Source organism: uncultured Cardiobacterium sp. (genome assembly GCF_938028185.1).
Lineage (GTDB): Bacteria > Pseudomonadota > Gammaproteobacteria > Cardiobacteriales > Cardiobacteriaceae > Cardiobacterium.
The window spans coordinates 1-13,246 of the sequence record NZ_CALJAH010000030.1 but is presented as its reverse complement, the minus strand read 5'-3'; the positions used below and the strand labels follow the sequence as shown (position 1 = coordinate 13,246).

Here is a 13,246-nt window from a genome sequence, read left to right as displayed (position 1 = left end):
CCCGCGTGTGAGCGCCGACCCCGCCGCCATCCGCGCCGCCGGCAAACTCGTCCTGCCCGGCGTGGGCAGTGCCGCCGCCGCCATGCACAACCTCGCCGCGCGCGGCCTGATTGAACCCGTGCGCGAGGCGCACCAACCGCTGCTCGGCATCTGCCTCGGTATGCAACTGCTCACCAGGCACTCCGCCGAAGGCGACACCGCCACCCTCGGCCTCATCCCCGGCGACACCGCAGCCCTGCCCGGTTGCGGCCTGCCGCTGCCGCATACCGGCTGGAACACCGTCCATCACCAGCCACAGCACCCGCTGTTTGACGGCATCGCCCAGGACAGCCATTACTACTACGTCCACGGCTATGCCGTGCCGCCCGGCGCGCACACCATCGCCACCAGCGACTACGGCGTGCCGTTTTCCGCCGCCATCGCCCGTGACAACTACTACGGCGTGCAATTTCACCCCGAACGCTCCGGCAAGAGCGGCGCGCGCCTGCTACAAAACTTCATGGAGAACCTCTGATGATCACCCCCGTCATCCCCGCGCTTGACCTCATCGGCGGCGCTGTCGTCCGCCTGCACCAGGGCGACTACCACCAGACCACCCGCTACGACCGCGACCCCGCCGCCCTCATCGCCGCATACCGCGAACAGGGCGCGCAGCAAATCCACCTCGTTGACCTCGACGGCGCCAAAGACCCGGCACAACGGCAAACCGCACTCATCGCCCGCCTGGCCGCCAGCGCCCGTTGCCCCATCCAGGTTGGCGGCGGCATCCGCAGCGCCGACGACATCGCCGCGCTGCTGGCTGCGGGCGCCAACCGCGTCGTCATCGGCTCGCTCGCGGTAGAGCAGCCCGACACCGTCAAGGCGTGGCTCGCCCGTTTCGGCGGCGAACGCATCGTCCTCGCGCTCGACGTCCGTCCGCATGACGGCGCGCATTACCTCGCCGTGCGCGGCTGGCAGGACACCAGCACGCACACCCTCGAAACCCTGCTGGAGCACTACCGCGACAGCGGCCTGCGCCACATCCTCTGCACCGACATCCGCCAGGACGGCACCCTGCAAGGTGCAAACACCGCCCTCTACCGCGAGCTGTACCGCGCCTGGCCGCAGCTTGCCATCCAGGCCTCCGGCGGTATCGGTAGCCTCGACGACATTCGCGCCCTGAAAGACAGCGGCGTCGCCGGCATCATCACCGGTCGCGCCCTGCTGGAAGGCAAATTCACCCTGACGGAGGCACTGCAATGCTGGCAAAACGCATAATCCCCTGCCTTGACGTGCGCGACGGCCAGGTCGTCAAGGGCGTCCGGTTCCGCGACCACCAGACCATCGGCGCAATTGAGCCGCTGGCGGCGCGCTATGCCGAAGAAGGCGCGGACGAACTCGTTTTCTACGACATCACCGCCTCCAGCGATGGCCGCACCGTGGACAAAAGCTGGGTGGACAAAATCGCGCGCCTGCTTGACATCCCCTTCTGCGTCGCCGGCGGCATCAAAACCGTCGCCGACGCCGAACAGCGTTTCGCCAGCGGTGCCGACAAAATCTCCATCAACAGCCCGGCGCTGGCCGACCCCGGCCTCATCACCCGCCTCGCCGAACGCTTCGGCCAGCAGGCCGTCGTCGTCGGCATTGACAGCTGGTACGATGCCGAAAGCCGCGACTGGCGCGTCAAACAATACACCGGCGACGCCGCCCGCACCCGCGACAGCGGCAGATTGACCCTCGACTGGGTCAAAGAAGCGCAAGACCGCGGCGCGGGTGAAATCGTGCTGAATACCATGAACCAGGACGGTATGCGCCAGGGCTACGACCTCGAACAACTGCAGGCGGTGCGCGCCGTCTGCCGCGTGCCGCTCATCGCCTCCGGCGGCGCGGGCGAAATGGCGCACTTTCGCGACGCCTTCCACATCGCCGGTTGCGACGGCGCACTCGCCGCCAGCGTCTTCCACCGCCAGCACATCAATATCGGCGCACTCAAGCACTACCTCGCGGCGGCAGGCATCGCGGTGCGGCAATAAAAATCCCCCAAACCCCAAGGAAAACCCATGCACATCCCCGACAACCTCGACTGGCACAAAAGCGGCGGCCTGCTGCCCGCCATCATCCAGCACGCCGACAGCGGCGAAGTGCTGATGCTCGGCTACATGAACGCGGACGCCCTCGCCGCCACCTGCGCACAAGGCCGCGTCACCTTCTACTCGCGCAGCAAACAGCGCCTGTGGACGAAAGGCGAAAGCAGCGGCCACTACCTCGATGCCATCGCCATCAGCCCCGACTGCGACCGCGACGCGCTGCTCATCCTCGCCCGCCCGCACGGGCCGACCTGCCACACCGGCGCGGCGAGCTGCTTCCACGCCTTTGACGGCGAAAGCGCGAGCGGCTGGCGCTTCCTCGCCCAACTGGAAACCCTGATAAAAAGTCGCAAGGGCGCCGACCCGGCGAGCTCCTACACTGCCAGCCTCTACGCCGCCGGTACCAAACGCATCGCGCAAAAAGTCGGCGAAGAAGGCGTGGAAACCGCGCTGGCGGCGACCGTCGGCGACCGCGACGAAACCATCAACGAAGCCGCCGATCTCACCTATCACCTCACCGTGCTGCTGCAAGACGCCGGCCTCTCCTGGGCGGATGTTATCGCCAAACTGCGGGAGCGACACAACCCGCGCGATTGAGCGCCGCCCGCCCGCGCACAAAAAAAGCCGGATGATTCCGGCTTTTTCTTTGCGCTGCGGCAGCGGCTCAAATATCAATATTGGCGCTGTTGGCGTTGTCTTCGATGAAGGCGCGGCGCGGTTCGACTTCTTCGCCCATCAGCGTGGTGAAGATTTCATCGGCCAGGCGCGCGTCTTTGAGCTGCACTTGCAGCATCCGCCGCACTGCCGGGTCAAGCGTGGTTTCCCACAGTTGGTCGGGGTTCATTTCGCCGAGGCCTTTGTAGCGCTGGATTTCGTAGGCTTTTTTGCCTTCGGCGAGCAGCGCGTTGATGACCTGGTGGAAGTGTTCGACTTCGAGGCGCTCTTTGCTGTTTTCAAAGTAGGCGCCATCGCCCAGAAGGCCGCGCACTTTTTGCCCGAAGTGGTTGATGTGGCGGTATTCGTTGCTGTCGGCGAAGTTGGCATCAAAGGTGTTTTGCGCGAGGTTGGCGTGTTGTTCGATGCGGACGTTGATGCGCGGCACGTCGCCGGGCAGGGTTTCGGCGCGCAGGGTGATGCCTGCGGCGGCGAAGCGGTCAAGCTGGCGCTGGTAGGCGGCAATCCAGTCTTGCAGCGCGGCGGGGTCGGCGAAGGTGTCGCGCGTCAGCTCCGGGGCTTCGATGAGGGCGTGCAGGACGCGGCTGTCGTAGCGGTGCAGGCGCTTGATGAGGTTTTCGATTTGGCCGTGTTCGCGCGCGAGTGCCTCGAAGGCTTCTTTGGTGATGGCGGGGCTGTCGGCGGAGAGGTGCAGGTTGGCGTCGTCCAGCGCCTGGGTGAGCAGGAGTTCGTTCAGTTCGTGGTCGTCTTTCAGGTATTGTTTGTTGCGGCCTTTGGTGACTTTGTAGAGCGGCGGCTGGGCGATGTAGATGTGGCCGCGTTCGACCAGTTCGGGCATTTGCCGGTAGAAGAAGGTGAGGAGCAGGGTGCGGATGTGTGCACCATCAACGTCGGCATCGGTCATGATGATGATGCGGTGGTAGCGCAGTTTTTCGGCGTCGAAGTCGTCTTTGCCGATGCCGGTGCCGAGTGCGGTGATGAGGGTGCCGATTTCGGCCGAGCCGAGCATTTTGTCAAAGCGTGCTTTTTCGACGTTCAGGATTTTGCCTTTGAGCGGCAGGATGGCCTGGAATTTGCGGTTGCGCCCCTGCTTGGCGGAGCCGCCCGCCGAGTCGCCTTCCACGATGAAGATTTCGGAGTGCGCCGGGTCTTTTTCCTGGCAGTCAGCGAGTTTGCCGGGCAGGCCTGCGATGTCGAGCGCGTCTTTGCGCCGCGTCATTTCCCGCGCCTTGCGCGCGGCTTCCCTGGCGCGGGCGGCATCGACGATTTTTCCGGCGATGGTTTTGGCTTCTACGGGGTGTTCGAGCAGGTATTCGCGCAGTTTGTCGGCAAGGACGCTTTCGACGGCGTTTTTGACTTCGCTGGAGACGAGCTTTTCTTTGGTCTGCGAGCTGAATTTGGGGTCGTGTACTTTGACGGAGACGATGGCGGTCAGGCCTTCGCGCGCGTCGTCGCCGCTGGTGGCGATTTTGGCTTTTTTCAGCAGGCCTTCTTCGTCCATGTAGGCGTTCAGGGTGCGGGTCATCGCCGCGCGGAAGCCGGCGAGGTGGGTGCCGCCGTCGCGTTGCGGGATGTTGTTGGTGAAGCAGTAAACGTTTTCGGCGTAGCTGTCGTTCCATTGCAGCGCGATTTCAACGGCGACGCCGTCCTTGTCGGCGGCGCAGTAGAAGATGCTGGGGTGCAGCGGGGTTTTGTTGCGGTTCAGGTATTCGACGAAGGCTTTGACGCCGCCTTCGTACTGGAAGGTTTGTTGTTTGCCGTCGCGTTCGTCGTGCAGTTCGATGCGCACGCCGGCGTTGAGAAAGGAGAGTTCGCGCAGGCGCTGGGCGAGGGTTTCGTAGTCGTATTTGACTTCGCCGAAGGTGTCTTGGCTGGCGAGAAAGTTGATTTCGGTACCGGTGCTGTCGCTGTCGCCAGTGATGGCCAGCGGTGCCAGCGGTTCGCCGTGTTGGTAGGTTTGTTGGTGGACGTGGCCGTCGCGACGGATGGTCATGGTCAGGCGTTCGGAGAGGGCATTGACCACGGAGACGCCGACGCCGTGCAGGCCGCCGGAGACTTTGTAGGCGTTGTCGTCGAATTTTCCGCCCGCGTGCAGCACGGTCATGATGACTTCGGCGGCACTACGGCCTTCTTCGGGGTGGATATCGACCGGGATGCCGCGCCCGTTGTCGCGCACGGTGATGGATTCGTTCTGGTGGATGATGACGTGTATTTCGGTGCAGTAGCCGGCGAGGGCTTCGTCAATGGCGTTATCGACGACTTCAAAGACCATGTGATGCAGGCCGCTGCCGTCGTCGGTGTTGCCAATGTACATTCCGGGGCGTTTGCGCACGGCTTCCAGTCCTTTGAGTACTTGGATGCGGGAGGCGTTATAGGCGTTATTTTGCTCGCTCATGGGTCTTGCTTGTCCTGGTGTGTGAAGGGCGCGAATTATAGCACAAGCAGCGGTTTTAACGCGGTTTTTCCGCCGCAGGTGGTGCTTTCCGGGCGTAAAAAAGAGGGCAGTTTGCCCTCTTTTTTTCTCTGCCACAGTAGCGGTTACATCGCGGTCTGGGCGATGGGGATGATGATGGCCTTGGCAATGGCAAGACCAACCAGACAGGCGACGCCAACGCCAATAAGGCCAGGCACCATGAAGCTGTGGTTGAAGTAGTACTTGCCGATTTTGGTGGTGCCGGTGACGTCGAAGTTCACCGTAGCGATGTCCGACGGGTAGTTGGGGATGAAGAAGTAGGCATAGGTGGCGGGCATCAAGCCGATGAGTACCGGCGCCGGAATGCCCAGGCTGATGCCAACCGGCAGCAGCATTTTCGCGGTTGCCGCCTGGCTGTTAATCAGCACGGAAACGCCAAAGAGGGCAAAGGCGAACGTCCACGGCGCGTTTTGCACCATTTCCTGAATGCTGCCCTTGACGTGCGGCATGGCGTAGGAGAAGTAAGTGTCGCTCATCCAGGCAATCCCGAAAATGGCGATGGCGGCGACCATGCCGGATTTGAAGACAACGCCGTTCGGCACGGTTTGCACATTGGTGCGGGTGGCAAGGAGGATGATGCCGCCAAAACCGAGCATGAACATCTGGATGATGACGCTCATGTCAATCGCTTTTTCCATGCCGGGAATGGTACGGATGGAAGGCACCATTGCCACGATGACGATGCACACCAGCGCGAGGATAAAGAGCAAGACGGAATTGCGTGCGGCGGGTGGCAGTTGCTCGTTCAGCGTGGTGCTGGTGGTGCTCAAAATGCGTTCACGCCAGACCGGGTCTTGCATCCGGCGCTGGTATTCCGGGTCGTCCTCCAGCTCCTTGCCCCGGCGCAGGCTGTACAGCGACAGCGCAATGGTACCGGCGAAGGTGGCAGGGATGGTGACGGCGACGATTTGCAGCAGGGAAACGTTGGCAAAGGCTTCAATATGGGCGATGTCTTTCAGATACAGCGCGACCACCGCCGAAATCGGGCTGCCGGTAATGGCAAGCTGCGAGGCAACGGACGCGGCGGCCATCGGCCGCTCCGGGCGAATTTTGTTCTTCAGCGCGATGTCGCCGATGATGGGCATGATGGAATAAACGGCGTGGCCGGTGCCGAGCATGATGGTCATGGTGTAGGTGACAATCGGGCCGAGGATGGTGACGCGCTTCGGATTCTTGCGCAGAATCTTCTCGGCGATTTGCAGCATATATTTCAGGCCGCCCGCCGCTTCCAGCACGGAGGCGCAGGTGACGACGGCGAGGATGACGAGCATCACGTCAATCGGTGCCTTGCCCGGCGGCATCCGCAGCACCAGCACCTCAAACATCAAACCGATACCGGAGACAACCCCCAGACCGATGCCGCCAAAACGGCTGCCGGCATAGAGGAAAAACAGGAGGAGGAGGAACTCGGCGATGAGCGTGAGTTCTAGCGATAATGACATGGTTGCCTCTTGTAAATGTTGTGGAAAGGAGTGCTTATGATACGCCTGCCACGAGGATTTTTGAGGATTTTTACGGCTTGCGCACGATACGGATGAGGTGCTGCGCCGGGCGCTGCGGCTGATTGTGCGCCTGTTGCGGGTCGTCAATCACCTCGATGCTGCCATTGATGCGCACCCGGCGCACCACGAATTGCACATGACCGCCGCGCGCCTGCATTTGCTGCATATGCGCATACGCCATCTTCGCGCCGAGATGCAGGCTAACCACCACCGGCTTTTCATTGACCGCGTCGGAATAGACTGCCAGCACCGCATAAGCGATGTTCTCGCGACCGAATATCAGATCTTCAGACAGCATGACAGCATTCATTACAGAAAAATTGCAGGATGGTTAGAATAGCACAGCTTCCCTTACAATAGGCGCCCATTCCAATAACATCAAGGACAACAACCATGCGCCTGCGCGACGAACTCCGCCCTACCCTCCGCCTCGCCATCCCCCTCATTCTGATGCAGCTTTTAAGCTTCGCCCTGCCCGTCATCGACACCATCATGGCAGGCCGCCACGGCGACCTCACCCTTGCCTCGGTGGCGCTCGCCGCGCAAATCTTCAGCTTCATCTATCTGTTCATGGCGGGCTGCGCGCTTGCCATCACCGCCGCCATTTCGCAGGCCAATGGCCGCGATGACCGCGCGCAAATCCGCCGTAATTTCCAGCAGGGCATCTGGATGCTCGCCTTTCTCGGCGCCGCCGCCACCGGGCTGACCGTCATCGGCGCGCGCGTCCCCGCCTGGCTCGGCAGCGCGCCGGACATCGCCCGCGAAGCCAGCCGCTACCTGCTTACCCTCGCCCCCGGCGCGGGCATCTGCATCGTCGGCCTCGCCGGACGCTGCTTCCTCGAAGGCATGGCCTTTCCGCGCACCACCGTGCTGGTGCAGGCGCTGCTCGTCCCGACCAATATCGTCGGCAACTATATTTTTCTCTACGGCGTGGGGCCCATTCCGGCGATGGGCGCGCCCGGCATGGCGCTCTCCACCGCGCTCTGCTACTGCATCTTCGCCGCTTTCGTCTTCACCGCCATTGCCCGCAACCCGCGCTGGCGGCCATACCGCCCCTATCAGCGCTTCGCCCGCCCTGACCTCGCCGCCATCCGCCGCTATTTCAGCGTCGGCCTGCCGATTGCACTGGCGCTGGTCATGGAAACCGGCCTTTTTACCGCCGTTGGCCTCATTGTCAGCCGTACCAATGCGGTCAATGCCGCCGCCAACCAGATTGCGCTCAACTACGCCGGCATTTCCTTCATGATCCCGCTCGGACTCGGCAGCGCGCTCACCATCCGCTGCGGCAACGCCTACGGCAAGGGCGACTGGCAGGCGCTGCGCCAGCGTGCGCTCGGCGGCATGATTGTTGTCGCCATCATCATGCTGGTGATGGCGGCCATCCCGCTGCTGCTGCGCCACGAAATCGCCGCGCTCTACAGCACCAACGCCGACATCATCGCCATCGCCAGCGTCATTCTCATCCTCGTCGGCATCTTCCAGATTGGCGACGGGATGCAGGTCTGCACCGCAGGCATCCTGCGCGGCATCCACGACACACGGATGCCGATGATTTACGCCTTCATCGGCTACTGGCTGATTGGCTTCCCCGCCGCGCTGCTCGGCTACCGCTTCCTTGGCATCGGCGTTGCCGGGCTGTGGCTCGGCATGGTCATCGGCCTTTCCATCACTGCCGCCCTCGGCGTACGCCGCGTCCTCTGGCAAATCCGCCCGCGTCCCGCCCAAAATCCAGCCTGAGCGGCGAAAAATACGGCGATACTCACTCGGCTTGCGGACGCGTAGCGGGTGGTAATTCCAACATCGGCACGGCGCTGTTGGGCAGCATGGTTTGCGGCAGGATGCCGTTCCAGCGTTCAATCTGCATCAAGCGAATGATTTCCGGGTTTTGCCGCAATGCCTCGCCCTTGGTGTTGATGGATGCGGCTTCTGCCTTGGAGCGCAGTTCGATCGCTTTTGCCTCGGCTTCCGCCGCCTTGATTTGTGCGTCCGCCTGTCCCTGGGCGCGGGTGGCGGCGATTTGCGCTTCGATGCGTTCACGTTCGAGGTTTTGTTTGTAACGCTCAACTTCGACTTCAGCTTTCATGCGGTCTTCGATGGTCTGCTCGTAGGCGTCGGAGAAGTCCACGTTTTCGATTTGTACGCTTTCGATGCGCAGGTAGGGGTATTTGGCAAGCGCCGTAACGATGGCGTCGCGCGTTTTGTTATTCAGCTCCTCGCGGTGCTGCACGGAGCGGATGGCGGTGAACTGGCCGAAGACGGTTTTGATTTCCTGGGTGACAATGGGAACGACGACGAGGTCGTAGAGTTTGTCGATTTTGCCGAACTGGGTGTAGAGCGCTTCCACGCCGTCATCGTTGATGGCGAAGGTGACGGAGAGGCTGATTTGTGCCGGTTGCTGGTCGCTGGAGTAGCCGAAGATGTCCTTGAGGGTGCCGGTGGTGGTACGGGTCGGGATGCGCACCACGCGGTCAATGTACGGCCATTTGAAGTGCAGACCGGGGTCGGCCACCTTGCTCACTTCGCCGTAATGGAGGACGACACCGCGCTCGCCCTGGTCCACGGTGTACATACTGCCGCCGGTGGTCAGCAGCAGGATGAGAACGGCGACGGCGCTGATAATGAGGGTAATGAGGGTAATGAGGGGGGCTTTGCTTTTTTGGCTCATGGGCTCTCCTGGGTAGTGGGCTAAAAAAAGCGCCCCCGGTTGGGAGCGCGGTTTGGCGGCTGGTTAGTGGGTATTTTTGCCGTAGAGCTTGATTTCGACGCGGCGGTTCGGCTGGTTGCATTCGTTGCGTGCAGCGCTGTTGCGCGGGTTGCGGTTGCGGCAGCCGGTGACGACGGGATCGTTTTCGCCGTGTCCGCGCGCTTTGAGGATGGAGGCGGGGAAGCCGTTTTCGACCATGACCCGTTTGACGGTCTGGGCGCGGCGTTGTGAGAGGCGCTGGTTGTAGCCCGGTTTGCCTTCGGGGTCGGCGTAGCCGTCAATGTAAATCACGCTGGTGGCGTCGCGGTATTGTGAGGCGGCCGCGGCGATTTCTTTCAGTTGGCGTTTGCCGTCGGGCAGGATGCTGGCGTAGTCGGAGCGGTTGAATTTGAACAGGGCGGAGACGTCCACGTTGTATTGTTGAACCAGTTCGGGCGAGCAGTTGCGGTTTTGTTCGAGGCGCGGCAGGGTGTGGGTCTGTTCGCGCAGTTGGGCGATTTCGCCGCTGGCGGTCGCGCGGTCCACCGCTTGCAGGGTCGGGTTGCCGCCGCCATCAACGACGCGGAAGAAGCTGACGCGACCTTGCGGCAGGTCGTAGAAGTCGCCCGCGTTCGCCTTGATGTTGTAGGCGCGGTCGCGGCCGCTGTAGGCGGTGGCAAGGCGCTGGTTGTAGGGGCAGAGTTCGGCGTAGCGGTAGCCGCCGGGCAGGAGCGAGGCGAGGTATTCGCCGTTGACGTACACGTTGGCAGCGCCGCCGCCACCACCGGTGCGGTAAAACATGACGCCCGCCCAACCGGGATTGACGGCTTCGTTGGCAGGCGCAGGCGCACCGAAGGTTTGCCAGCGTTCGGCCAGTCCTTGTTGTGCCGTGGCGGCGGTGCTGGCGGCGAGTACGCCCGCGAGCAGGATGGTTTTCAGGGTTTGTTGCATTTCCTTTTCCTCTTGATTTTTGTCCGGGGTCGCCCGCGGGATGCAGGCGGGTTTGCGCGGCGCGATTGGTAATGTTTTGTTCATTACGGCGCGGTATTCGCAACTATAAACACGTCATTCTCTTTTGTCAAAAATGTGTTTTGCGGCAAGTGTATGGGCGTTTTTTCGGGATTTTAGCGCGGGGTTTTCACGCGGTAATGTTGTTCATCTTTGCCGGTGAATTTCGTGAATGTAGCGGGCAACTGACAAATATTCTTCATGCCCGGACAGTGCCAGTTCGCGCGCGACGAGTTCGGCATCGCTGTGGCGGGCGCGGTCGTGTGGCTTCATGTAGTCGTAGAAGCAGCGGATGGCGGAGCGGCGCTCACGTTGTAATCCCAAGCCGTCCAGCCAGGCGGCGACGGTTTCCGGCTCGCGCGGGTAATCCGGGGTGAGTTTCGCCGTTTTGCGGTAGGGGCGCAGGCCGCGGTCGAGGTAGTCGAAGTTGCCGAAGACGTGCTGCGCGAACACCAGCGCGCGGCGGTTGTAGTACATCAGCGAGAGGTGGCCGCCCGCCTTGAGCCGCGCCGCGCACGCCGTGAGCAGTCCTTCACCGTCTGCGACCCATTCCAGTACCGCGTGACAGCAGACGAGGTCGTAGCGCGCATCATTCAGCGCTTCTTGCAGTTGGAAGGCGTCAGCGTGGATAAATTTTGCGGTTAATCCGAGCGTTTGCGCCGCCGCGCGGCCTTCGTCCAGCAGCATCTGCGAGCGGTCGGCGACGGTGACGTCATGCCCAAGGCTCGCATACCACAGCGCCATTTGTCCGGCACCGCCGCCGACGTCAAGGATGCGTAGCGGCGCGCCGGAAAGCAGCGGCGCGAGGTCGCGTTGCAGCACGGCGAGGCGGATGCGGCCTTTGGTGGTGGCGTAGATGTTTTTCAGGAAAACCGCGCCGATGCGGTCGAAATCAGCCATCGCAACGGGTCGGCAAAAACATCGCGTCGCCGTAGCTGTAGAAGCGGTAGCGTGCGGCGATGGCGTGCTGGTAGGCGGCGCGGATGTTGTCGTAACCGGCAAACGCGCTGACCAGCATCAGCAGCGTTGATTCCGGCAGGTGGAAGTTGGTGAGCAGCGCATCGACCACGCGGAAACGGTAGCCGGGGGTGATGAACAGGTTGGTGTCGCCGGTGAATGCTGCCAGTTCCCCGCCCTGGGCGGCGGATTCCAGCGCGCGCAGGCTGGTCGTGCCAACCGCGACCACGCGCCCGCCCCGCGCGCGGCAGGCGGTGACCGCATCGACAACGTCTTGCCCGACCGCAAGCCATTCCTCGTGCATGACGTGTTCGGCGAGGTTTTCGTGGCGCACCGGCTGGAACGTCCCCGCGCCCACGTGCAGCGTCACCTCCGCCGTCGCCACGCCGCGCGCGCGGATGGCATCGAGCAGCGCCGCGTCAAAATGCAGCCCGGCGGTGGGGGCGGCGACGGCGCCGTTGTGTTTGGCAAACACCGTCTGATAGCGCTGCTTGTCGCTCTCCAGCGCCGCCCGCTCCAGATACGGCGGAATCGGCATCTCGCCCTGCGCCGCCAGCAGTTCCGCCCACGGCGTTTCACTATAAAGGGCAAACAGCGCCTCATGCCGCCCCGTTACCTGCACTTCCGCGTCGCCAAGGCGGATGACGCCGCCGACCTTCGGCGATTTCGAGGCGCGCACATAAGCGTTCGCCTCATGCGCGCTTTTCAGCCGCTCAATCAGAATCTCGACGCGGCCACCGCTCGCCTTCTGCCCGAACAGCCGTGCCGGTAACACGCGGGTATTGTTGAACACCAGCAAATCATCGGGCGCGAGCAGCTCCGGCAAATCGCGCACCATGCGGTCGGACAAATCCACTTGCGTCGCGGAGACTGCCCGCGCGACCAGCAGCCGTGCCGCGCTGCGTTCCGGCAGCGGGAAGCGGGCGATTAACGCGTCCGGCAGTTCATAGACAAAATCCGATTTGCGCCACATCACGCCGCCCCCTGCAACCAAAACGCCAAAAAACCCTCCAGCCACGCGCTGATTTCATCGCTGTGCCGCTCCTGATAGAGCCATTGCGACGTCGCCGTCTGCGCGCCGGGGCTTGCCAGCTCCTCGCTGTCGCGGGTGTGCCAATAGCGGATTTGTTCGACCGTCGCCTCCGGGTGAAACTGAAAGCCAAACGCGCGCGCGCCGATGGAAAACGCCTGATTGGGAAAAGCATCGCTCGCCGCCAGCTTCACCGCGCCGTCGGGCAGGGTAAAACCCTCGTTGTGCCACTGAAAAAAACGCTCCGGCATCTCGGCAAAAATCGAATTGAAGCCCTCAACCGTCGGATAAAGCGGATAAAAACCGATTTCCACCACCCGCTCGGCGTGGCGCGTCACCTTGCCGCCGTAAGCCATCGCCAACAGTTGCGCGCCGAGACAAATCCCCAAAAACGGCTTGCCCGCATCGACAATGCCGCGAATCCACAACAACTCCGAAAGCAGCGGCGGCAACGCCGGACAATCATTGGCGCTCATCTTGCCGCCGAAGACAATCGCGGCGTCGAACGCATCCGCCTCCGGCAGTACGTCGCCCGCGAGCGGACACAACACGCGGAAATTCACATCCTTGTATGTGGAAAGGAATTTCCCGATGAGACCGGTCGAACCGGCGGGATTATGCAGAACCGCCACAATACGCAGCATGAAAGAAAGCCCCTGATGATGAATGAATTAGAAGAAAAACGCGCGCTAATGTAGCGCAAAACGCGGGCGGGTCAAGCGGCGGCGCGGTGCCCGTTTACATACACCTTCCCCGCTATCCTGTATGTAAAACCGCTGTGCAGGGAGGGGCTTGCCCACCATGACGGAACACGCGGCTTTAACGGTGGGGCAAGCCCCACCCTACAACCGC

13 protein-coding genes are annotated in these 13,246 nt (G+C 62.5%); 5 read left to right on the top strand and 8 right to left on the bottom strand.

Going from position 1 to position 13,246, the window contains the following annotated elements; genetic code table 11:
- The 4 genes from hisH to hisIE all read left to right on the top strand — a co-directional run.
- A partial coding sequence (gene hisH / locus Q0349_RS01080) for an imidazole glycerol phosphate synthase subunit HisH (protein WP_298078928.1) occupies positions 1-514 on the top strand: 514 nt, incomplete at its 5' end.
- The gene (gene hisA / locus Q0349_RS01075) at positions 514-1,257 is read left to right on the top strand and encodes a 1-(5-phosphoribosyl)-5-[(5-phosphoribosylamino)methylideneamino]imidazole-4-carboxamide isomerase (protein WP_298078927.1); all 744 of its coding nucleotides are present in this window, start codon (positions 514-516) and stop codon (positions 1,255-1,257) included. The genes hisH and hisA, both read left to right, overlap by 1 nt.
- Positions 1,239-2,012, top strand: coding sequence for an imidazole glycerol phosphate synthase subunit HisF (gene hisF / locus Q0349_RS01070; RefSeq protein ID WP_298078926.1), 774 nt, complete (start codon positions 1,239-1,241; stop codon positions 2,010-2,012). The genes hisA and hisF overlap by 19 nt, the downstream gene beginning before the upstream one ends.
- Positions 2,013-2,039: 27 nt before the next feature.
- Positions 2,040-2,663, top strand: coding sequence for a bifunctional phosphoribosyl-AMP cyclohydrolase/phosphoribosyl-ATP diphosphatase HisIE (gene hisIE / locus Q0349_RS01065; RefSeq protein WP_298078924.1), 624 nt, complete (start codon positions 2,040-2,042; stop codon positions 2,661-2,663).
- Positions 2,664-2,730: 67 nt separating this feature from the next.
- Here the strand turns inward: hisIE and gyrB are convergent, their stop codons facing one another.
- From gyrB to Q0349_RS01050, 3 genes are all read right to left on the bottom strand, one after another.
- The gene (gene gyrB / locus Q0349_RS01060; RefSeq protein WP_298078923.1) at positions 2,731-5,136 is read right to left on the bottom strand and encodes a DNA topoisomerase (ATP-hydrolyzing) subunit B; all 2,406 of its coding nucleotides are present in this window, start codon (positions 5,134-5,136) and stop codon (positions 2,731-2,733) included.
- Between the two features lie 143 nt (positions 5,137-5,279).
- Entirely contained in the window at positions 5,280-6,656 is a 1,377-nt protein-coding gene (locus Q0349_RS01055; RefSeq protein WP_298078922.1) for an anaerobic C4-dicarboxylate transporter, read from the bottom strand.
- A gap of 70 nt (positions 6,657-6,726) precedes the next feature.
- Positions 6,727-7,014 (bottom strand): hypothetical protein, encoded by a 288-nt coding sequence (locus tag Q0349_RS01050; RefSeq protein WP_298078921.1) that lies wholly within the window; start codon positions 7,012-7,014, stop codon positions 6,727-6,729.
- Between the two features lie 95 nt (positions 7,015-7,109).
- On the opposite strand from Q0349_RS01050, the gene Q0349_RS01045 reads away from it, so the two are divergent.
- A complete protein-coding gene (locus Q0349_RS01045; protein WP_298078920.1) occupies positions 7,110-8,453 on the top strand; it encodes an MATE family efflux transporter in 1,344 nt (447 codons plus the stop codon).
- A gap of 22 nt (positions 8,454-8,475) precedes the next feature.
- Here Q0349_RS01045 and Q0349_RS01040 read toward each other — a convergent pair whose 3' ends face one another.
- The 5 genes from Q0349_RS01040 to Q0349_RS01020 all read right to left on the bottom strand — a co-directional run bounded on the left by Q0349_RS01040 (position 8,476) and on the right by Q0349_RS01020 (position 13,038).
- The gene (locus Q0349_RS01040; RefSeq protein ID WP_298078918.1) at positions 8,476-9,381 is read right to left on the bottom strand and encodes a prohibitin family protein; all 906 of its coding nucleotides are present in this window, start codon (positions 9,379-9,381) and stop codon (positions 8,476-8,478) included.
- A 63-nt stretch (positions 9,382-9,444) separates the two neighbouring features.
- Complete coding sequence (locus Q0349_RS01035; protein WP_298078916.1) at positions 9,445-10,350, bottom strand: OmpA family protein; 906 nt, start codon at positions 10,348-10,350, stop codon at positions 9,445-9,447.
- A gap of 204 nt (positions 10,351-10,554) precedes the next feature.
- A complete protein-coding gene (locus tag Q0349_RS01030; RefSeq protein WP_298078915.1) occupies positions 10,555-11,307 on the bottom strand; it encodes a methyltransferase domain-containing protein in 753 nt (250 codons plus the stop codon).
- The gene (gene queA, locus Q0349_RS01025; RefSeq protein ID WP_298078914.1) at positions 11,300-12,337 is read right to left on the bottom strand and encodes a tRNA preQ1(34) S-adenosylmethionine ribosyltransferase-isomerase QueA; all 1,038 of its coding nucleotides are present in this window, start codon (positions 12,335-12,337) and stop codon (positions 11,300-11,302) included. Before queA ends, Q0349_RS01030 begins: the two co-directional genes overlap by 8 nt.
- Positions 12,337-13,038, bottom strand: a complete 702-nt coding sequence (locus Q0349_RS01020) for a gamma-glutamyl-gamma-aminobutyrate hydrolase family protein (protein WP_298078911.1) — start codon at positions 13,036-13,038, stop codon at positions 12,337-12,339. Before Q0349_RS01020 ends, queA begins: the two co-directional genes overlap by 1 nt.
- Positions 13,039-13,246: the final 208 nt, after the last annotated feature.